The organism is Mycobacterium sp. IDUB_3 (assembly GCF_055419585.1).
Window position 1 is genome coordinate 1,992,788 of the sequence record NZ_JBVAXZ010000001.1, and the last position, 20,316, is coordinate 2,013,103.

The window sequence follows — 20,316 nt, forward strand, 5'->3', positions numbered from 1 at the left end:
TGCCATCAGTACCCACACACTGGCCGAACCTGTTGCGGCACCACTCCACCCGGTCACCGAGGTCCCAGGCCCGACCAGCGTCCGACACTCTCACGGGTAGGGGGTACCCCTCTCGCGCGACGGGGGACAGCCAACCTACTCCCCATAGCTAGCTGATGTACCCCCCCGAGCGTTTTTGCCCGTTTGACGTTGGCTGGCAGGTGTTGCTGCAGCGTCGTTTCCGCTGGTTTGACCTGCCGGTTTGGTGGATCGCCCTGTGCGTCGGTGGTTTCGGGGAAAATGCCCACCATGAAAGCTGCTGATCGGGAGCGCCGCGACGCCCAAGTGCTCCGGTTGTTTCTGGGCGGGGCCAGTCACAGGGCCATTGCGCGAGCTGTGGGGTTTCGGTCCCATCGGAGTGTGGGCAACATCGTGGCGCGGGCGTTGGAGGGTTCCGCGGACAGGCGCGCGCTGCTGACCGATGAGGCGTTCGCTGTGTGGCAGGAGCGCAGTGAGCGGCTGTTCCGCGCCCACTGGGGGCCGGCGTTGGACGGCAACTATCGCTCTGCGGAGTTGTGCCGCAAGATACTGGCTCAGCACGTGTTGGTTTACGGTCTGGCGCGGGAGGTTTCCGTGGCCGGCACGCGGGCCGATGCGGTGGAGGTTGAGCCGGAGCCTGAACCCGACGACGAGGACCTGGACGTGCTGGCGCGCATGCGCCGCGACCGTGTCCGCGCCGAGCTTGCACCCGTTTTCCGGCGAATCTAGGAAGCGGGGTCGCCTTGGACCTGGAGTCTGCGACGTACTCGGTAACTAGGGTCAGTTTGCAGAATCTGCGTAAGCTCCTTGATCCCAACTGATCCAAGGTGGCCTCGAGAGGCCAGGGACCCGGCGACCGCGATGCGGACATTTGTGTTGCTGTCACGTGCCAGGGATTGAGTAGCCTCGAAATCCATCTGCTCGGTGGACGTTGGGAACACTGTCGCCGCGAGTAACCGCATCTCCGGGTCATTGCTCAGCGCCATCGTCCGCCAAGGTAACTCAATCGAAAAGTCAAATCGACTCAGCTGGTAGCTCGTCCTAGCGAACGCGAGCGCGTCCTGACTCTCTCCGGTTCGCAGCAGAAGCTGGGCTGCATGCCACACGAGGCGGCGGCGTTGGCCGTCGGCAGCCAGCATCGCCAGCGTCATGATCACCTGACGACGAAGGCTCCCGGGTGTGCGTTCGATATGGAAAGGCGCGAACGGATCAGCGAAGCGTCTTTCCCACTCATCGAACTGGCTCACAGGCTCGTCTGAACCCACTGCGAGCCGAAATAGTCTGTCGAACAATTCGTTTCGAGTATCAGTTGGGAGTGTATCGGCAAGCGGGATACAAGCCCCCGCGAAGACGGCACGGTTACCTTCGCTGTCATTGTCATCCAACGCGTGATTACAAAAGTGCCAGGCGAGTGCGACCTGACGATCAGCCGCGAGGCACGTCGCTATCGTCGCAATGTCCGACTTCGCCGCTACTTGTGACATGGTATTCGCGGAGTATGTCGGTGGCGCAGCAAGTTCGCGTGCCACGAATGATTCGGCCGCCTCAATAACTTCGTCGGAGCGATTCCCAAGGCGGACAAGCACTTCCGTGGCATTGCGCACTTTTCCATAATCCATTATCTCGTATGGTCCGACCAGAGACTGCAGTTGCCCTTCGATGAGTCGGAATACGGGCTCCATGACATCAAAGTGCGCAATGAGGCTGACGGAAATTTCGTCGGCGACTTCGAAAGCAAGGGCGACCCGCTCAGCAATCTGTGTGTGCATTTCCGGCCTTCCAGCGCATAGGCCGACGAGGATGCTGGCGATCTGGTCGTCAGCGTGCGTATATTGGTGCCGCTGGCGCGGAAGGAGCCGGTCGATATCCGAAAGAAGTTGATTAACAACCTCATCAGGCAGCCTTATGGCGAGTCCGGCGAGCAACTTGTACGCCTCGAGCCACACCTCCGCCCCAAATGGTCGCCCGTTGTGTTGTACAGCTTCGGCTATTGCTGATGTGGCCCACTCGTTAACCAAGTCATCTGGAATTAAGTCAGCCTCCCCCGCGGCGGCACCGAAGGCGGCTGCACGCTGTTGGAATTGAAGCGCCCGCGATTCCTCACGGCAGTCGAAGTAGGCGCTAAGCTGCGCGGCAATCTTGCGGCAGTCGTCCGCGCTGCCGGCGACAATGTAATGACCCACGGCGCGTTCGAGATGGCCCGTTTGCTGATACATCCGGCCCATAAGAATATGGGCCTGGATTTCGTCCTCTAGATGCGCTGAGGCCACGCTGTCGCGTAGGTAACGTCGAAGCTCGGCGCGCGCAGCACGAGGCCGCTTTCTTCCAACGGCGGCTTCCAGAAGATCCTGCAGCGCCGCAACCTCCGGGTCGTAGGCTTGCACACGCAGTGCGCCACGTCCAGACGCGCTGATGGCCCGAATCTGCGGCTGAAGATTCTCCATATCAGTCACATTCACCTCGCTGGCACGAGAATGGACGCGGATGATTGAACGGCACCAGGCAGCCGCGTCGTCCCAGATTCGTGCCCGGCAACCGCGCTCAACACCGAATCGGAACTCTGCCGCTGCCGCCTCGGACTGATCACGCCAGAATAGGTATCGGCCTCTCCGTGCATGTATCAACGCAGAGTCCGGGAGAGAGCATCGACCCGACCCGGGTGCCGCGTCCCTAAGCAATTCGGTCCACGACTCCTCGTCGTGCGTGGCTTCGGCGACAGCGAGTTTCAGCCGGACCCTTAGATTGGCCTCTGTGCACGAGCCAGCGACTTGTCGCAGCTGGTCGCTCACGTCTGCGACCAATTGCGTCGCACCTAGCGCGATAGCTCCTTCTGCGGCAATAGACAACCAGAGGGCACCTGCCGGGTCACCGGCGACTGAGGCCGCAACTGCAGCCGCAATTGCAGTGTCGGACTCCACGTCGCCGTTGATCCATTTCTCAAGGTTCGATACGGCAATCGCGCGTGGAAGTAGCCATTCCGGTGCGCCTTCTCGCTTCGCGAGTGCAATGAACGCCTCTACCGCTGTATCGGCAGTGCGTCCCGCGCCGGAAACGAGGAAGCGTTCAACGAATGGCAGCCACTCGCCATCCGCTGCAGCGAACTGACCCGCATCGGTAAGCAATTGTGCGCGCCGGATGTGGAGTGGCTCGGCTAGCGGGCCGTATCCAGCGCGCTCCAACTCGTGGGTCACCTCAGCGAAAATCGCTGCTGCGGCGATGGGGTCCGATGACGCCAGCCGCTCTGCTGTTCGGTGCTGGTCCGTCAGCCCCAGGCCCTGCAACGGACCTGCGAGAAGGATGTCTGGATCAATTTGGGTCGCAGTCTGGCCGGACTGGTCGATTGCGTCGAGCATGCGCTCAAATTGAGCATTCATGCTTTCATCCACGCGCCGCAGTTTGTAGTAGAGGCCGCCGAAAGCTTCTTGCATATTAAGAGATTCGGGATACTCGGTCATCAATGCTTCAGCGATGAACCGGGAATCTGGAGATGGGGCTGTGCGCAGCACTCGGCTCGCAATCATCGCAGATAGCGTCTCCACACCCTGCTGATCTTGATCCATCAGAGCGCCTTCAGCGTCTCTGTCCTTGAGGAGGTCCATCAGCCGCCAACGCAACTTCCAGCCGATAGTGGGTGCCCCAGGAACTTCCTTCAGCTTGGTCTTCAGCCGTTTCATCAGCCGCTCACGTACCGTCTTTTCACCGACCGCCGCCTTGACGGCCATCGCAGCGACCTTGAAGGCGGATGACTCCATGCTCATGTTTCGATCCTGGCACCGCGCCGCCTGTCCGTTGTTCAACGACACTCGCCGGGGCGACGCAGCAGCCCTAGCCGGGTGACCGTTTTAGAACGTACTTCAGCAGTTCATGGCCAGCCCCGGGTAAACACGTTTCATCACCCCGAAAAACTGCTGGCCGAGGATGACGACGACGCGGCGTAAAGCTCACACGGTCTGACGGAAGCGCAGGCAGGGGCCGACTGCGACTATTGCTGCGGAGGAGGCGGTGGGAGGGGCGCCGGCGCCGTGCGGCGAGGGCGAATCTGGCCGCAATTCAAGCCAATTATGCAGTCCGAGCCGCTTGCTTGGGGTTGGGCAGCATCGGCGCAGCAAACGCCGTCCGGCGATGCGGGCGCAGGAGCGGCAATCGGCGCAGGTGCGGCAATCGGCGGAGGGGCCGCAATCGGCGCAGGGAGGGCGTTGGTGCGCGGCATACCGCCGACACCGCCAAGCGCCAGTGCAAGCACGGCAGCGCCTATGCACGCTGCGGCTCTGCCCGTTCGATTCGCCATGGCACCGTTCCTAATTTTTCCTGCTGAATGTACAGAGCCAGCGCACGGCATTACGCCGTGGTGGCGCACTCTGAGTAGCTCTTTCCGGCCCGACATTCGACCACCTCCACAGTCCCGCGAACTCGATCAGCGAACGCCCTCGGCCTGCCACCAGTCGTACAGGGCGGCTTGGGTACTGTCCGGGGCGATGCCCTGCTCAGCAACGACTAGCATCCGCGAGGGGATGTCTGTCCAGACCAGATAGACGCCGTCATCATCTGGGCCAGCGCCGAGGAACACGACCGACCCGTAGTGCCCGCCGCGATTCCACTCGGTGGGCCCCGTCGTGCCATCCGGAAAAGGTTGCGCCGGAGTCCGCGGGTCCTCCGCGAGGCTGCGCTGGAAGTCGGCATTCAGATCGTCAGTGTTGGCGTACAACAGGTAATCCGCGTTCCAGGGGCCGCCGGGATCGTGACAGTAGTTGTCGCAGTTGACCGCGGCGACCGCCCGGGCGGAGTGCGCGCCGGCGGGGTGGCAGTCGGCTGGGGTGTAGCCGCCCGAGAGGTGGCTCATCAGCGTTTGCACGTCTGCCGGATTATTGGCGGGAGTGGCGGGATCTGCCGCGGCCGTCGTGGCTAACCCACTGGCGGTCAGACCGGTCAAGGCGGTAACCACGCCCGCGCGGGCCAGTCGGGAACGCAGGCGGGCCATGGTGTCTCCTTTGCTGGGCAAAGAGCTACGGCGGTGAGTTTAACTCCTAGTCGCGCGCCGCAGTTTGAGAAGGCAGTGCAGCGCGTCACCACGGCTATCGACAGCGGCGGCGATTAACCGGCTTGCTTGGCAGGCGGTCGGTAGAAGATCGCCAATTGGCCGATCGCCCCAACCAGGCCCAACCCCGCCGAGATCACCAGGCCCTGCCAGCCGTCGAACCAGTTCTTCCCGAAGACCAGGTAGTCAAGGCTGTACTTGCCCGCGCCCAGCGTGGCCACGCCCACGGCGCTGACCGCCAGCACCAGGTTGTACTCCCAGCCCTCCTTGACGATGAAGAAGCCGTTAGCACGGTGCACCGTCCAGGCCGCGACCAGCATCAGCGAGACGAAGCCCGCCGCCGGGATCGGGGTCAAAAATCCGGCGGCCAGGCCCAGGCCGGCGGCCATTTCGGTGGTCGCCGCCACGGTGGCGTGGAACTTGCCGGGCTTCATGCCGATGCTCTCGAACCAGCGCGCGGTGCCCGGGATGCGGCCACCGCCGAAGAACTTGTTGTAGCCATGCGCGGCCAGCGTCACGCCCAACACCAGCCGCAGGATCAGTACGCCGACGTCATGGAACGTGTCATATGAAGTCATAACTGTAAACCTAGATCATGGGCCGGGTGCCACCACAAGAGCCGCCGAGCAGCTACGTCGCTTAATCCGCTGGTCCGTGTGGGAACATAGCGGGCGTTCCGACGTCGGCCCGATCAGTAGCCACACCAGCAAAGGGGGTGCACCACGGCTGGCACCCCACGAGGCAGCGGCGCCCACCGCACTGCGTCAAGCGGCCGTGGGTCTGCGCCTACCGACCACTCCGTGGTGTTGCTGGACGGCTCATCGAACCACCCGCGGGAGCTGCTGGGCAACAAAGGCCACGGCATCGACGCGATGCGCCGGCACAACCTGCCGGTGCCGCCGGCGTTCTGCATCACCACCGCGGTCGGCCTGCGGTATCTCGCCGATCCCGCGGCGACCATCGACCCTATCTGGGACGACGTGCTCGACCGGATGCGCTGGCTGGAGGCGCAGACCTCGCGCACCTTCGGCCGGGGCCCGCATCCCCTATTGGTCAGCGTGCGCTCCGGAGCCACCCAGTCCATGCCGGGCATGATGGACACCATCCTGGACCTCGGCATCAACGATGAGGTCGAGCAGGCGCTGGCGGCGACCGGTGACCGAGCCTTCGCCAGCGACACCCGCCGGCGGTTCTCGGAGATGTATCGGCGCATCGTCGGCGTCGCCGAGCACGAATCGGTGCCGTCCGACCCGTACACGCAGTTGCGCGCCGGCATCGAGGCGGTGTTCGCTTCGTGGAATTCACCGCGCGCGGTCGCCTACCGCGCCCACTACGGAATCGACGATCAGCACGGAACCGCCGTAGTAGTGCAGGCGATGGTATTCGGCAACCACGACCCCAATTCCGGTGCGGGGGCGTTCTTTTCCCGCAACCCGATCACCGGTGACAACGAACCGTTCGGCGAATGGCTGCCGCGCGGCCAGGGCGACGACGTGGTGTCGGGATCGGTCGACGTCGAACCGATCGTCGCGCTGCGTGATGAGCAGCCGGCCGTCTACGACGAGCTGATCGATGCCGCCCGAACCTTGGAACGGCTGGACTCCGACATTCAGGAGATCGAGTTCACCGTCGAGGCCGGCAAGCTGTGGCTATTGCAGACGCGGGCGGCCGAACGGTCGGCGCAGGCGGCGGTGCGCACGGCGCTGCAGCTGCGGCACGAGGGACTCATCGATGACGAGGAGACATTGCGCCGGGTGACCCCGACGCACGTCCAGACCCTGCTGCAACCGGCCTTGCAGCCCGAAATACGCCTGGCAGCACCGCTTTTGGCCAAGGGATTACCGGCGTGCCCGGGCGTGGCGTCGGGCAAGGCGTACACCGATGTCGACGAGGCGCTGCGCGCCGTCGATCGCGGGGAGCAGGTGATCCTGGTGCGCGATCACACCCGGCCCGAGGACGTGTCGGGCATGCTGGCCGCGCAGGGCATCGTGACCGAAGTCGGCGGCGCCTCCAGCCACGCGGCGGTAGTCAGCCGCGAGCTGGGCCGGGTGGCGGTGGTGGGCTGCGGCCACGGGGTCGCCGCAGCGCTGGCCGGCAAGCACATCACCGTCGACGGCGCCGAAGGCGAAGTGCGCGAAGGCAATCTGAGCCTATCCGCGTGGTCGGAAGACGACACGCCGGAACTGCGCGAACTGGCCGACATCGCGCGGCGGATCAGCCCGCTGCGTGCCCACGCCGCGGGCGACCACGTGCGACTGGAGGACAGCTCCGAGGCCGCGGTGCGCGCCGCGCTGAACAGCGGGCAGGCCGACGTGGTGTCGCCGACGCCATTGATCGTGATGCTGACCGCGCTGCGCCTGACACCAGGATCCACATCGTGACCGAATTGGCGGTGCTGCAAGGGGTTCGGCTCAAGGGACGGGTCAGCCCCGCCGATCTGGCCGCGACGCTGGGTGCGGACCTCGCCGACATCACCCCGGTGGTCGAGCGGTTGACCGCGGCGGGACTGCTGACCGAAGGCCCGACGTTGCGGATCACCCTCAGTGGGACCGACAAGCTCGCGACGCTGCTCGCCGAGGAACGCGGGGGCATCGATCCACGCGCGATGGCGGCCGCCTACGACGACTTCCGAGCCGTCAACGCCGACTTCAAGCGGCTGGTGACGGATTGGCAGCTCAAGGGCGGACCGGACGGCGTTCCCAACGCCCACGACGACGCCGACTACGACGCCGCGGTGCTGGCCCGCCTCGACGACGTGCACGCCCGCATGATGCCGATCCTCGAGGCGGCCGCGGCGCAGCTGCCGCGGCTGAGCGCCTACGCGGCCAAACTGGTTGCGGCACTGGACAAAGTCAAGGCCGGGGAGACCACCTGGCTGACCCGGCCGTTGATCGACTCCTACCACACGGTGTGGTTCGAGCTGCACGAAGAGCTGATCGTCGCCGCCGGCCTGACCCGCGAAGAGGCGGCCAGATCCGGCGACGCGCAATAGCTAGAGCGCCGCGTCGAGCAGCGCCAGGTAGGCGTCGACGTCGGGCACGGCCGAGGCCGCCGCGTGCACGCTGATCGCGATGGTGTCACCGATGCCGTGCACGCCGTGCGTCAGCCCCATCATCGGTGACAGCGCCGGGTATCCCGCTGTCAGCACCACCCGGGCGCCGCCGAAGCTCAGATCGGCCGCACCCCGGTTGACGCTGGATACCACGGTGTTGCCGGACACCTGCGTCGCGCGCTCGTGGACATCGAATTGTGTGATGCCCCAACGCAGCAACCCTGCCGGAACCGCCGCGAACGCGCGGTCGGCGGTCCGGGTGGCCGGGTGCTCGAAGCGGCGCCGGCCGTTGGCCAGGTCGGCCGCGATCCGCTCGGCGCGCGCGTCCGACCCGAGATTCGGGTACAGCCCCACCACGATGTTGCCGAAGTGGTTGAACGCCCGCGCCGCACCGGGCTTGGCCATCGGAACCTCGGCGCCCAGCGAATCGCATTGCCCGTCAAGGAGATCGGACAGGGCCTGCGATACCGCGCTCAGCACGCCGACGGTGATCGTGGGGCCGGGCAACTGCGAACGGTGTCGCACCAAGGTCCGCACGGCGCGGGCGCCCCCGGGACGCGCATTCGTCGGCAACAGCGGACGCGACCCGGCGCCGGGGGCCAGCAGGCCCGCGCGGATGTCGCGCTCCAGCCGGCGATGGGCGCGCGCCGCCTGGACGCCTCGCCAGGGCAGAAAGCCCGGCCGTGACCTGGGCACCTCGGCAACCCGGTCCGGGCGCCCGAACAGCCACGCCGCCATCGCCGCGGACCGGGCGCCGTCGGCCAGCGCGTGCGCGACCTGCAACACCGCGACGGCACCCGGCCCGGTGACGCCGGGAATCCCGCGCACGGGGGTGAAAACGTGCAGCCGCCAAGCCATCCGCCGAACGTCCAGCTGGTCATCGGCGAGACCGGCGACGGCCGCCAGGACACCATTCCAGCTGTGATCGGCGACGTCGTGGCGGACCACCCGTTCGGCCGTGACGAACTCCGGCACCCACCGCGGGTAGCGCCATCGGCCTTGGTCCCGCACCCGCATCGTCAGCGCCGGCTCGGCATTGGCCCGCAAGCAGAGTTGCTCGACGGCAAGCGCGTAGTCGGCGGGCTCACCGTCGAACGCGTAGAGCAGGAACTCGTCGTTGGGGATCTTGGCCGACATCCAGTAGAACTGCGCATCGACCGCCGCCATCCGGTGTCCCGACACGACCCGAGCCACAACGTCAGCCGGGTGAGTCGATGAACCCGAGCACCAGGTCGGCGACCTTGTCGGGCTGTTCGAGCTGCAAAAAGTGACCGGCGTGTTCGACGATGCCCACCTCACTGCCCGGGGGCAGCACCTTTTCCGCCCACCGCGCGAAAGCCGGTGTCATGCAACCGTCGTCGCGACCGTGCAGGTACAGGCACGGCAGCACGGGTTCTTCGGTCCACAACTGGTTCAACGCGGCGTACCGCGCCGACGGCCGGGTGTTGCGGATGGTGGCGCGGTATGGCCCCAGCGCGGCGCGCCAGCTTTCCGGCGCCCCGATCGCGGCGTCGACGTGACGCAAGTCCTCGTCGGCGCGATAACCGGGCGACCACCGCCGCCACAGCAGCGGCAACACCCAGGAGGCGGAACGCTCAGGCAGCCAAGGCAATTGGAAGTATATGATGTACCAGCTGCGGAACACCTGGCGCGCTAGATGGGCGGCCATCCGGCCCCGCTCGGCCGCGCCACCGCCGCGCCGCCGGAACGCCGCCGACGGCGGCACCGACATGATCACCGCTTTGGTGAACGGGCTGTCGGGCATGGCGGCCAGGCCGGTGCCGGCGATCGCGCCCCAGTCGTGGCCGATGATCACATCGTTCTCGGTGCCGCCCGCCGCCGAGCGCACCCGCAGGGCGTCGTCCATCAGCGCGCCCACCTGATAGCTGCCGTCGACCGGGATCGACGACGGCGCGTATCCGCGCATGAAGGGCGCGATCACCCGCCACCCCGCCGCGGCGAGCCGGGGGGCGACCTTGCGCCAGCCGTAGGGGGTGTCGGGAAAGCCGTGCAGACACAGCGCGATGGGACCGTCTTCTGGCCCCCACGTGAGAGCCTTGAGGTCCCCCGCGGGACCGGTCACGTCGATCCAGCCTGGTTCAGCCATGTTCACTCCCTGCTCGACGTCTCCGCAGGGATCAACCTAACCTGTGCGGCCGCACCACGCACCGACCCTGGTCGGCAGCGGGTCAAACCGCCGCTGTACCAGCAGCTTTCACCGTTGCAGCGCGGCGGCCCGTTCCAGCTCGGCGATGATGATCTTGCGCATGCCATACATCGCGTTGGTGGCCGCCGCCGCCCGTGCGCGGTCAGGGTCACTGATCAGTTCGTAGAGCCGGTCCGGGACGATTTGCCAGCTCATCCCGAACCGGTCTTTGAGCCAGCCGCATTGCGATTCCTCGCCGCCGTCGGTCAGCCGGTCCCAGTAGTAGTCGACCTCGTCCTGGTCCTTGCAGTGGATCGTGAACGAGACCGCCTCGGTGAAGTGGAAGTGCGGACCGCCGTTGATCCCGATGAACCGGGTCCCGTCCAGCACGAAGCTGCCGGACAGGACCGTGCCGGGTTCCCCCGGTCCGGCGTCGGTGGTCTGGTTGAAGCCCTCGATGTGGGAGTTGGGGAACACCGAGGTGTAGAACCTGGCGGCCTCCTCCAGGTTGTCGTCGAACCACAACGACGGGGTGATCGATGGCATGTCCGGGGCCTCCTTGATGGTCGTTGGTCTCTGGCATTGATAGACCCCCTTGGCGACGAAAACTCACCGCCGCGTCCACCCGCGCAACAGTGCTTAACCGGCCTATGTAACGTCAGGTCGCATGAATACCGTCAGTAGCAGTCCCGAGACGGTTGAGTTTGCCGGCGTCGACGGGATCACCCTGGTCGCCGACGAATGGAATCGCGGCTCCGACGGTGCCGGCCGGCCGAGCATCCTGATGTTGCACGGCGGCGGCCAGAACCGGTTTTCCTGGAAAAACACCGGCCAGACGCTGGCCGATGAGGGACTGCACGTGGTGGCGCTCGATTCCCGGGGACACGGAGACAGCGCACGCTCCCCCGACGCCGACTACGAGATCGAGACGCTGACCGGCGACGTCATGCGGGTGCTGGACGCGATCGGCCGGCCCGTGACGATCATCGGGGCCAGCATGGGCGGGCTGACCGGCATCCTCGCCGCTCATCGTGCCGGTCCCGCGAAGGTCACCCGGTTGGTGCTCGTCGACGTGGTCCCCCGATTCGAAAAGGGCGGCAGCGCCCGCATCCGCGACTTCATGTTCAGCGGCCTCGACGGCTTCGATTCGCTCGAGCAGGCCGCCGACGCCGTCGCCGCCTACCTGCCCTACCGGAGCAAGCCGCGCAGCCCCGAGGGCCTGAAGAAGAACCTGCGCCTGCGCGACGGCCGCTGGTATTGGCACTGGGACCCCGCCTTCATGACCAAGCCTGGCGACGATCCGGAACTGCGCACCGAGAGCTTCGAGCAGGCCGCCAAGAACCTGACGATCCCCGTCCTGTTGATCCGCGGCAAGCTGTCCGACGTGGTGAGCCCCGAGGGTGTGCGGCACTTTCTGGCCACCGTGCCGCGTGCCGAGTTCGTCGAGCTGTCCAACGCCGGGCACACCGCGGCCGGCGACGACAACGACGCATTCAGCGACGCGGTGGTGGCGTTCGTCAACCGCCGCTAGTTCGATGACGGCGACCCGCTTCGCCCGGCACCGCCGCGCTCGCGATCGCCGCTAGTTCGATGGCGGCGACCCGCTTCGCTCGGCACCGCCGCGCTCGCGATCGCAGCTAGTTCGATGGCGGCGACCCGCTTCGCTCGGCACCGCCGCGCTCGCGATCGCAGCTAGTTCGCCGGCTTCTCCGCGTGCCCGCCGAATTGCTTGCGCATCGCCGAGAGGGCCTTGTTGGCGAAGTCATCGAGCTGGCGCGAGGCGAAGCGGGACTGCAGCGCGGTGGTCAGCACCGGCGACGGGACGCCCTCGTCGATCGCCGCTATGGCGGTCCAGCGGCCCTCCCCGGAGTCGGAGACCCGTCCGGAGAACTCCTTGAGGTCGGGCGAGTCGTGCAGCGCGATCGCGGTCAGGTCCAGTAGCCAGGAGCCGATGACGCTGCCGCGCCGCCACACCTCGGCGACCTCCGGAATGTCGAAGTCGTATTGGTAGAACTCGGGGTGCTCCAGCGGCGCGGTTTCGGCGTCACCCTCCTGCACTTGCGTGCCGATGTCAGCGTTGCGCAGGATGTTGAGCCCCTCGGCGAGCGAGGCCATCATGCCGTATTCGATGCCGTTGTGCACCATCTTGACGAAGTGCCCGGCACCGGCAGGCCCGCAGTGCAGATAGCCCTGCTCCGACCGCGCGACCTCGCCATCGCGACCCGGCGTGCGGGCCGCGGCGTCGACGCCCGGTGCGACGGTGGCGAAGATCGGTTCCGCGTGCAGGAAAGCCTCGTCGTCACCGCCGATCATCAGACAGTAGCCGCGTTCGCGGCCCCACACGCCGCCGCTGGTACCGCAGTCGAGTAGGTGAATGCCGCTCTCCGACAGCGTTTTCGCATGGCGGATGTCGTCGCGGTAGTAGGAGTTGCCACCGTCGATGACGATGTCGCCCGATTCCAGCGTCTTGGCGAGTTCCTTGATGACACCCGTCGTGATGGTTCCGGCCGGCACCATGACCCAGACCACCCGCGGTGCCGTCAGCTTCTCGGCGAGCTCCTGCAGCGAGCCCACGCCGGTGGTCCTCTCCTCCCCCGCCATCGCCTTGACCGCGTCGGGGTTGTGGTCATAGACCACGCATTCGTGTCCGCCCTTGGCGACGCGGCGGACGATGTTCGCGCCCATCCGGCCGAGGCCGATCATCCCAAGCTGCATCGTGCCAGTCTCCTTACTGTTCGGTGGGCTTGCTACGCGGCAGCCACGGCTCTTGCCAGCTGTGGTGACCCCGCAGCAGCGCCTGTGCGGCCTCGGGTCCCCATGTGCCCTGGTCGTAATGATGGATGCGGGCCGGCTTGTCCAGCACCGGCTGCACAATTCGCCACGTCTCTTCGATGGCATCTTCGCGGGCGAACAACTGGCGATCTCCGTCGAACGCGGCGTGGAGCAGCCGCTCGTAGGGCCGCACCGGTTCGCCGAGATCCTCGGCGAAGGACGAGTCCAGGTGAACGTCGTGCCACGAATCGCCTGCCTGGGCGGACAACTGCAGCCGCATCCCGGGATCGGGGTCGATGCGCAGCACGATCTGGTTGCACTCGGGCGGCCGGCGGTTGGGCAGGAACGAGAACCCGGGAACGTGATGCAGGAACATCCGCACCTCGGTCACCTTCTCCGACAATGCTTTTCCGGCACGCAGGAAGATCGGCACCCCGGCCCAGCGCCAGTTGTCGATCTCGGTGCGCAGCGCGATGTAGGTCTCGGTGGTGGAATCCTTTGCTACACCGGCGACGTCGGTGTAGCCGCGGTACTGCCCGCGGACGCAACGCTGGGGATCCAGCGCCGGCATCGCCCGGAAAACCTCGGCCTTCTTGTCGTTCAGGTCGTCGGCACCGGCCCCGACCGGGGGCTCCATGGCGACCAGGGCAAGCACCTGCAGCAGGTGGTTTTGCACGACATCGCGAAGGGTGCCAACCACGTCGTAGAACTTGCCGCGGTCCTCGATGCCGAAGTCCTCGGCCATCGTGATGTGAATCTCGGAGATGCTGTCGCGGTCCCACAGCTTGGCCAGGCCGTTGTTGGCGAACCGCAGGTATTGCAATTCTTCAACCGGCTGTTTGCCCAAAAAGTGGTCCACGCGCAGGATTTGGTCTTCGTCGAGCACCGCGCGCAGCCGCTCGTTGAGATCACGCGCCGAGTCCAGGTCGTGGCCGAACGGCTTTTCCACCGCCACCCTGGCCCGCTCCAGCAGGTCGGCCTTCGCCAGGTTCTCCACGATCGGCGCGAACAATGATGGCGGCATTTCGAGGTAGTAGAGCGGATGGGAGCCCGAGGGGATCTTCTTGGCGAGCTGCGTGTAGAGAGTGGCGTCGGTAACGTCGCCGTGCAGGTAGGACAGCCGGTCCGCCAGCCGGTCGAACACGGCGTCGTCGAACGTCTCCCCCGATGCCTTGATGGCGTCGCGCGCCCGGTCCTGCAGCTGTTCGACGGTGATGTCGTCACTGGCCACGCCCACGATCGGGTGGTTGAGCATGTCGTGACGCTCGAGCCGGTACAACGCCCGGAATGTCATCTTGCGCGCCAAATCACCGGTGATTCCGAAGATCACCAGCAGGTCAGATGGTTTAGTGTCGTCCTCGGCCAAAACCGCTCCTCCCGAAAGTCACCCGATCGGCTCCCTTGAGATCACTACCCGCGGCTGGCGGAGTCAACACTAGACACTGCAGATAGGGCCGACAACCTCAGTGGGCCGCGGCCTTGAAAGGATGACCGCCATGGCTGACGCGCTGCACGTCACGGTCTACGTTCTGGCCGGGATCGCCGTGATCGAGGGTGTTGCGCTGATCGTGCTGTGGCGGTTGCTGGCGCGCAGCGAGCAGGAGCTCGACGAGTTGCGCCAGCGGACCGACGCCCGCAATCAGCTGCTATCGGGCGGTCGCGAGGCCGTCAAAAGGGTGTGGAACACCGCCAACCTGATGCGCAAAGAGGGCTTCGGCGCGGTGGTACGCACCAGCATCGAGGAACTCGCGGACTGGGCCGAAGTCGAGCGACCCGACCTTGCCCGCGTCACCCCGGACGGCCGGGTGGTGATCTTGTTCTCCGACATCGAGGAGTCCACCGCGCTCAACGAGCGGATCGGCGACCGGGCCTGGGTCAAGCTGATCAGCTCGCACGACAAGCTGGTCTCGGATCTGGTGCGGCGTCGGTCCGGTCATGTGGTGAAGAGCCAGGGCGACGGATTCATGATCGCCTTCGCTCGCGCCGAGGAAGCGGTGCGGTGCGGTATCGACCTGCAGCAGGCGTTGCGTAGGCAGGGAAATCGCAAGCGGCACGAGGAGATTCGCGTCCGGATCGGCATCCACATGGGCCGTTCGGTGCGTCGCGGCGATGACCTGTTCGGCCGCAACGTCGCAATGGCGGCGCGGGTCGCCGCGCAAGCGTTGGGCGGTCAGATTCTGGTGAGTCAGCCGGTGCGCGACGCGCTTTCCGATTCCGACGGCATCCGGTTCGACGACGGCCGCAATGTGGAGCTGAAGGGCTTTTCGGGCACCTACCGCCTGTTCGCCGTCGAGTCTCCGCCCGATTCCGAGCCGGACTGAACGCCGTCCCCGTTGTATTCGGCCAACCGCCGATGCAGACGGTCGCGGACCTCATCGGCGGTGTATGCGCGCCGCTTGCGTTGGTCGCGTACGACCAGCGCTCCCCCGGCGACGACACCGGCGGCACCGGCCAACCCCAGCCACTTCCACACATTGCGCATGACACCAGGCTATGCGCAGCCGGGTCGTTATGGCCCGATTGTGATTGACTTGTGTGCCCGCAACGTTCGGCAACGCATCGCGCGTTACGTAGCGGCGGGCTGACATTGGCGACAACAGTGGCGAAAGTTGCAGCGGCGGACGGGCTTACACAAAGATGCTCACTTTGAACCAAGCGCTCGAACAGACCCGCACCGGCGACCTTTGGCTGTTTCGCGGCGGTTCGGGACCCGACCGCGCCATCCAGACATTGACCAACAGCCCGGTGAACCACGTCGGGATGACGGTGGCCATCGACGACCTGCCGCCGTTGATCTGGCACGCCGAACTCGGTGACAAGCTGGTTGACCTGTGGACCGGGACGAATCATCGTGGCGTGCAACTCAACGACCTTGCGCAGTCGGTGTTGCGGTGGTCGCAGCGCTACCACCAGCGTTGCTGGCTGCGCCAGCTGACCCCGCCGGCCAACCGGGAGCAAGAGAACACGCTGCTACGGGTCATCGCCCGGATGGACGGAACCGCCTTTCCCACCAGCATGCGGCTGACCGGGCGGTGGCTGCGCGGCCGGCTGCCGAACACCTACGACTGGCTGCGCGGAATCCCGTTGGTGGACCAGAAGGTTCGCGAATCGATGCAGCGACGCAAGGAGCGGCAAAAGCTGGGCCTGGAGGTGGCCTACTGCGCGGAAACGGTGGCCATCACCTACGAGGAGATGGGGTTGCTCACCACCGAGAAGTACTCCAACTACTTCGACCCCGGCTCGTTCTGGAGCGGCGACAAGCTTCCGCTCACACCGGGCTACGCGCTGGGCGACGAGATCGAGATCGCGGTCGGCTAGTCGAGATTACCCGACCGCCATCTCGCCCATCTCCGACCAGCCCGTGGCGTCGATGGTCTGGTTGATGATCTTGGGGGTGGACTTCAGCGCCTGCGGGGCCTCTTGGATGAAGCGCTTGAAGTGGTCGCTGTTGACGTGAACGCCGCCCGCCTCGTCGTCGCGGAACGCCTCCACCAAGACGTACTCCGCCGGGTCGTCCAGGCTGCGCGACCAGTCGAACCAGAGATTGCCTTCTTCGGCCCGGGTCGCCTCGGTGAACGGCGTGACGAATTCGGGCCAGCGGTCGGTCCACTCTGGTTTGGTCTCGAACTTGACGACGATGAAGATCATTGCGGCCCCGCCTCGGTTCGCTGTTCCGATTACGCCCGCCCGGTCTTCGCGGGCAGCGCCAAGCCTATCCCGTCCGCGGGCGGAGCCGTGGCGACCTGAGCGGCCGAGATCCGGACGTAGTTTGCTTGGGTAATGGTTAGAGCAAAGTGTGCTCATGCGTCACACAGGACGCATGAGCACACTTCCGCCGCAGGTTACCCATTTTCGCCGTCAGTGGTGTAGCTCACAAATTAGCCGCAAACGGCGCCATTTCACTATCGCGTATGACGGCAGAATTGCAGCGTTTACGGCGCCGGAAAACCGATCTTTTATGCCCGGCAATCCGCGTTCTATTTGTTATTAATTCGCAATTCCCGCGTGGCCCGATAAAGGCAATCAGGGACCCGGCGGAGGCGGAACGGGCGTCTGAGCGTCGATCAGAACGGCCGGCGGCGGAGGCGGGGCATCCGGCGGGGGCGGCGGGGCGTCCGGCGGCGGAGGCGGGGCATCCGGCGGGGGCGGCGGCGCGAACAGCGGCGGCGGCGGGGCACCGTCTTCCGGTGGCATCGGGAGGAACATGTGGTGGGTGAATCCGGCCTGGTAGGCGCCCGCGCCGCCGACGTGCACGCCGCCACGCTCACCGCTGGACACGGGCGTTCCGTCCGGCAGCGTCACCGCGGTGTGGCCACCGTTCCAGCCGATGACCAAGGCGTTGGGGGCGGTCCCATACTGGAAGCCGCGCGCCAGCAATGCGCCTTCTTCGTTTCCGGTGTTGAATCGATCCCCGAAAACGGGCCTGTCAGTCGCTGCATTCGCAATCCACGAAGCAAGTCCCGAACAATCCGTCCCGGCGGGCGAATCGCCACCCGCAATATAGGGCGTGCCGGAGACCTGCCCGATCAACGACATCAATGTTGCAATAACGACCATGGGCACGGAGGCTAGCAATAACATTTAACGCGAACCAAAATTTGTGGCGCAGGTCATTCGCTGCGGCGACAATGACGTGCGCCGCAGCCAGAGCAAACTCATCACACATCGGTATATTTTCCGCAGCAAAATATATGCGCCTCCGGGGTACCGGTTCCGTGGTTTCCCGAGGACGCTTCCAGCCGTTAGCGGCTAAGGGTTATCGGAGCCCCGTTCGCTGTGCGCCGTCTCACGGTCGCCGTCGGCTTGCTCCCGCTTTTGCTGCCTCGCGTTCGTCCGCGCGCTGCTCGACACGATCCTCGGCGGCAACAGCTCACCCCAACGCTGGGCGGTCGGCTGTTCGACCCGACGAGGGCCGCTTGCACCCGGCCGGCCCCTCACAACAGGTCTGATCAGATGGGAGTCCATATCCCGTTGTTCCAGATGCCCCAGTTACCGGCGCCGGTGGGGTTCCACATCATTTGAGCCCCGGGCGCCCACTCCGGTTGGGGGGGTGGCGGCGGGGCCCACGCCGGCGGAGGTCCCCAGGGCCCCCACCCCGCCGGGGCGGTCGGGCCTCCCGGACGTTGCCAGTCGTGGCAGTGATTCCAGTCCCAGTCCGCCACGTTGCCCCAGGTGGGGTTCCAAGGATCGCCGGGGCACCAGTGACCGACGGGTGGCGGCGCCGGGGCCGCCTCAGCGGCGGTGCCACCGACCAGGACCAGAGCGGACAGCGCCAACGCGCCGCCCACCAGGCTCGCAATCCGCCGCACCGCGCTCTTCACAGTCGCCATCTCCCAAGAATTTCCCTAGGCGGGGATCCGGGCAAGTAGTAATTCGGATTCGCAAGTCCCCGGCTCACACCCCGAACTTGGACCGCGCCTCCTCCGTGACGGGAGTGAACAGGTTGACCAGGTTTCCGTCAGGATCCCGGAACAGCAGCGCGCGGTTTCCCCAGGGCATCGTCGTCGGCGTCGTCACGACCTCGGCCACGTGCTCGCGAAGCCGCTCGTACTCGGCGTCCACGTCCTCGACGATGAACTCCAGGATGGCGCTGCGGTTGGCAGCGGGTTCGGCGGATCCGTCTCCAAAGAGCGGAACGGTCTTGTCACTGCCGATGGCCAGCGTGCCGATCGGCGTCGGGAGCTCGGCGAACAGCTCGTTGCCCCAGATCGCCGAGACCTCGGTGACCAGCTCGTAGAAACTGACGAGCCGCTTGACGTCGGCCGTGATGATGCGGGTCGAAATGAACTTCATGCGGGCTCCCTCGAGGTCACAGCGGTACGTGTCTGAGGACCGAATGCTAAACGCCGCCTCCGACAACCCCGGACCGAAGGATCGAACGAGAATTCGCGATGCCACCGGTCGACTGCTGCCCGGCTACGAGACGGGAGCGCGATGTGGTTGATGCCGGGAACTGCACGGCTCGGAAGCCTAGTCATCCGTGAAATCGACTGCGTTACCGCGTATTGCGTTGAAGGCCTTAACGCAGAGTGTGGTCGCCGGGAATGCGACGAGAGCCGCTATCGCAAGCGCGAGAACCGAATCGAGCCAGAAGAAACGTCCGGTCAGCGCGATCACCCCACCAGCGACGGCAATCGCCGCGGCCGCCGCTGCATCGGCGAGCGTGTCCAGCAGGACGGAACGCATATGGAGGTCCTCGTCCGCGGCCGAGGCGCCCAGGACCCACGCACCCGCCAATAGAACCGCCATCGTCACCACGCTGACAATCAACACTGGTAGGCCGCGCACCTCGGGAACGCCGCGACTCAGTCGACCGATTGCCTCCGCCGCGATCAGCGCTGCCACGACCAACAGCCCCCCACCGTTGATCAGTGCGACCACAGGTATCGCCACCGAACGCCAGGAATAGTCGGTGCGGTCCCGCACGGTAACGGCGATCAGGCCCAGAACCAGCGCCACCGAATCCGCCGCCGTGTCGCCGGCCGCCGCGATGACGCCGACCGAATGTGCGGCCAGGCCGACGATGACAAGCGCTGCTACGAGAGAAACGTTGAGGCCGAGGACGATTCCCAGCCGACTTCGCTGGCTCACGGGCCTAGACGTTGAACCTGAACTCGACCACTTCGCCGTCAACCCTGCTGGCCCGGCGGCCGAGTCAGATAGGTAGCAAGATTCGTCAACGACGATCGAAGCCCGTTGATGTGATCTCCGGCCGAGATACCGGGCGGGACGTCATCGGCTCGAATATCAACACGGGTGCTGCCGGCGCTCACCGCCGTGACCGACCACGTCATGGTCATCGTTCCCGCAAACGAAGGGTCATCGGATTCGAAGTCGACGGCCTGAACGACCCGTTCATCGGGCACGATCTCAACGAACCGAACATCCACGACATCCGAGTCGGCGCTCGACTTGCCGCCCGACTCGGGCGCCTCGGCGTAGGTCAGCCTCATCCGGTAGGAGCCCCCGGGGCGGACGTCGACGTGTTCGAACCGACCCGACATCCCGTCAGGCGGAAGCCACTTGAGGAGCGCCTGCGGCTCTATCAACGCGGCATATACCCGACGCACCGGGGCATCCACCACCAGTGAGGCGGTATCCGTTCTTCCCATACCTCCACCTCCCCCGCTCCGCGGGGCGCATGCTTCGACGACCCCGTTATTGCTCGGGCAGAAGCAGCGAGCGCCGCCTTGAGGCACACGTTGAAGCAAACTCGACAAGGTCACCGTCGGCCCCAGGTCACGACGCACTAGACGATATTCTTCCGCCGACCGGACGCCCTCGTCGCCTACG

Annotated in this window: 21 protein-coding genes; 6 read left to right on the plus strand and 15 right to left on the minus strand. The window is 65.8% G+C overall.

The genetic code is table 11. The features are described from left to right. Positions 1 to 399 precede the first annotated feature (399 nt). The gene (locus tag ACZYVJ_RS08680; RefSeq protein WP_463830631.1) at positions 400 to 747 is read left to right on the plus strand and encodes a hypothetical protein; all 348 of its coding nucleotides are present in this window, start codon (positions 400 to 402) and stop codon (positions 745 to 747) included. Here the strand turns inward: ACZYVJ_RS08680 and ACZYVJ_RS08685 are convergent. The 3 genes from ACZYVJ_RS08685 to ACZYVJ_RS08695 form a co-directional block, all read right to left on the minus strand. Then, positions 744 to 3,776 (minus strand): hypothetical protein, encoded by a 3,033-nt coding sequence (locus tag ACZYVJ_RS08685; protein ID WP_463830632.1) that lies wholly within the window; start codon positions 3,774 to 3,776, stop codon positions 744 to 746. The genes ACZYVJ_RS08680 and ACZYVJ_RS08685 overlap by 4 nt on opposite strands. Before the next feature lie 656 nt (positions 3,777 to 4,432). Then, a complete protein-coding gene (locus ACZYVJ_RS08690) occupies positions 4,433 to 4,996 on the minus strand; it encodes a hypothetical protein (RefSeq protein WP_463830633.1) in 564 nt (187 codons plus the stop codon). 113 nt (positions 4,997 to 5,109) lie between these two features. Next, positions 5,110 to 5,631 (minus strand): DoxX family protein, encoded by a 522-nt coding sequence (locus ACZYVJ_RS08695; RefSeq protein ID WP_463830634.1) that lies wholly within the window; start codon positions 5,629 to 5,631, stop codon positions 5,110 to 5,112. 222 nt (positions 5,632 to 5,853) lie between these two features. Here ACZYVJ_RS08695 and ACZYVJ_RS08700 point away from each other — a divergent pair, with 222 nt between their 5' ends. Both ACZYVJ_RS08700 and ACZYVJ_RS08705 read left to right on the plus strand, forming a co-directional pair. Further along, a complete protein-coding gene (locus ACZYVJ_RS08700) occupies positions 5,854 to 7,434 on the plus strand; it encodes a pyruvate, phosphate dikinase (protein WP_463830635.1) in 1,581 nt (526 codons plus the stop codon). Beyond that, positions 7,431 to 8,045, plus strand: a complete 615-nt coding sequence (locus ACZYVJ_RS08705) for a MarR family transcriptional regulator (RefSeq protein WP_463830636.1) — start codon at positions 7,431 to 7,433, stop codon at positions 8,043 to 8,045. The genes ACZYVJ_RS08700 and ACZYVJ_RS08705 overlap by 4 nt, the downstream gene beginning before the upstream one ends. Here the strand turns inward: ACZYVJ_RS08705 and ACZYVJ_RS08710 are convergent, their stop codons facing one another. From ACZYVJ_RS08710 to ACZYVJ_RS08720, 3 genes are all read right to left on the minus strand, one after another. After that, positions 8,046 to 9,287 (minus strand): WS/DGAT domain-containing protein, encoded by a 1,242-nt coding sequence (locus ACZYVJ_RS08710; protein ID WP_463832911.1) that lies wholly within the window; start codon positions 9,285 to 9,287, stop codon positions 8,046 to 8,048. Positions 9,288 to 9,303: 16 nt separating this feature from the next. Then, positions 9,304 to 10,212: an alpha/beta fold hydrolase gene (locus ACZYVJ_RS08715; RefSeq protein WP_463830637.1), complete on the minus strand. Its 909-nt coding sequence runs from the start codon at positions 10,210 to 10,212 to the stop codon at positions 9,304 to 9,306. A 108-nt stretch (positions 10,213 to 10,320) separates the two neighbouring features. Next, on the minus strand, positions 10,321 to 10,797 hold the full coding sequence (locus ACZYVJ_RS08720) for a VOC family protein (protein ID WP_463830639.1): 477 nt from the start codon (positions 10,795 to 10,797) through the stop codon (positions 10,321 to 10,323). Positions 10,798 to 10,918: 121 nt separating this feature from the next. Between ACZYVJ_RS08720 and ACZYVJ_RS08725 the strand changes: the two genes are divergently transcribed. After that, the gene (locus ACZYVJ_RS08725; protein WP_463830640.1) at positions 10,919 to 11,782 is read left to right on the plus strand and encodes an alpha/beta fold hydrolase; all 864 of its coding nucleotides are present in this window, start codon (positions 10,919 to 10,921) and stop codon (positions 11,780 to 11,782) included. Between the two features lie 161 nt (positions 11,783 to 11,943). Here ACZYVJ_RS08725 and gnd read toward each other — a convergent pair whose 3' ends face one another. Continuing rightward, entirely contained in the window at positions 11,944 to 12,966 is a 1,023-nt protein-coding gene (gene gnd, locus ACZYVJ_RS08730; protein ID WP_463830641.1) for a phosphogluconate dehydrogenase (NAD(+)-dependent, decarboxylating), read from the minus strand. A 13-nt stretch (positions 12,967 to 12,979) separates the two neighbouring features. Beyond that, positions 12,980 to 14,389, minus strand: a complete 1,410-nt coding sequence (locus tag ACZYVJ_RS08735) for a glucose-6-phosphate dehydrogenase (protein WP_463830642.1) — start codon at positions 14,387 to 14,389, stop codon at positions 12,980 to 12,982. Between the two features lie 121 nt (positions 14,390 to 14,510). Here ACZYVJ_RS08735 and ACZYVJ_RS08740 point away from each other — a divergent pair, with 121 nt between their 5' ends. Further along, a complete protein-coding gene (locus tag ACZYVJ_RS08740) occupies positions 14,511 to 15,344 on the plus strand; it encodes an adenylate/guanylate cyclase domain-containing protein (RefSeq protein ID WP_463830643.1) in 834 nt (277 codons plus the stop codon). Here the strand turns inward: ACZYVJ_RS08740 and ACZYVJ_RS08745 are convergent. Next, the gene (locus ACZYVJ_RS08745; protein WP_463830644.1) at positions 15,296 to 15,505 is read right to left on the minus strand and encodes a hypothetical protein; all 210 of its coding nucleotides are present in this window, start codon (positions 15,503 to 15,505) and stop codon (positions 15,296 to 15,298) included. The genes ACZYVJ_RS08740 and ACZYVJ_RS08745 overlap by 49 nt on opposite strands. 155 nt (positions 15,506 to 15,660) lie before the next feature. Between ACZYVJ_RS08745 and ACZYVJ_RS08750 the strand changes: the two genes are divergently transcribed. Further along, the gene (locus ACZYVJ_RS08750) at positions 15,661 to 16,341 is read left to right on the plus strand and encodes a guanylate cyclase (protein ID WP_463830645.1); all 681 of its coding nucleotides are present in this window, start codon (positions 15,661 to 15,663) and stop codon (positions 16,339 to 16,341) included. A gap of 6 nt (positions 16,342 to 16,347) precedes the next feature. Here ACZYVJ_RS08750 and ACZYVJ_RS08755 read toward each other — a convergent pair whose 3' ends face one another. The 6 genes from ACZYVJ_RS08755 to ACZYVJ_RS08780 all read right to left on the minus strand — a co-directional run bounded on the left by ACZYVJ_RS08755 (position 16,348) and on the right by ACZYVJ_RS08780 (position 20,135). Further along, positions 16,348 to 16,671, minus strand: coding sequence for a putative quinol monooxygenase (locus tag ACZYVJ_RS08755; RefSeq protein WP_463830646.1), 324 nt, complete (start codon positions 16,669 to 16,671; stop codon positions 16,348 to 16,350). 375 nt (positions 16,672 to 17,046) lie between these two features. Beyond that, positions 17,047 to 17,580: a peptidoglycan endopeptidase gene (locus tag ACZYVJ_RS08760; RefSeq protein ID WP_463830647.1), complete on the minus strand. Its 534-nt coding sequence runs from the start codon at positions 17,578 to 17,580 to the stop codon at positions 17,047 to 17,049. A gap of 392 nt (positions 17,581 to 17,972) precedes the next feature. Beyond that, the gene (locus tag ACZYVJ_RS08765) at positions 17,973 to 18,353 is read right to left on the minus strand and encodes a hypothetical protein (protein WP_463830648.1); all 381 of its coding nucleotides are present in this window, start codon (positions 18,351 to 18,353) and stop codon (positions 17,973 to 17,975) included. A 64-nt stretch (positions 18,354 to 18,417) separates the two neighbouring features. Continuing rightward, positions 18,418 to 18,816, minus strand: coding sequence for a VOC family protein (locus tag ACZYVJ_RS08770; protein ID WP_463830649.1), 399 nt, complete (start codon positions 18,814 to 18,816; stop codon positions 18,418 to 18,420). 177 nt (positions 18,817 to 18,993) lie between these two features. Further along, the gene (locus tag ACZYVJ_RS08775) at positions 18,994 to 19,656 is read right to left on the minus strand and encodes a cation efflux transmembrane domain-containing protein (RefSeq protein ID WP_463830650.1); all 663 of its coding nucleotides are present in this window, start codon (positions 19,654 to 19,656) and stop codon (positions 18,994 to 18,996) included. Continuing rightward, the gene (locus tag ACZYVJ_RS08780) at positions 19,653 to 20,135 is read right to left on the minus strand and encodes an SRPBCC family protein (protein WP_463830651.1); all 483 of its coding nucleotides are present in this window, start codon (positions 20,133 to 20,135) and stop codon (positions 19,653 to 19,655) included. Before ACZYVJ_RS08780 ends, ACZYVJ_RS08775 begins: the two co-directional genes overlap by 4 nt. Positions 20,136 to 20,316: the final 181 nt, after the last annotated feature.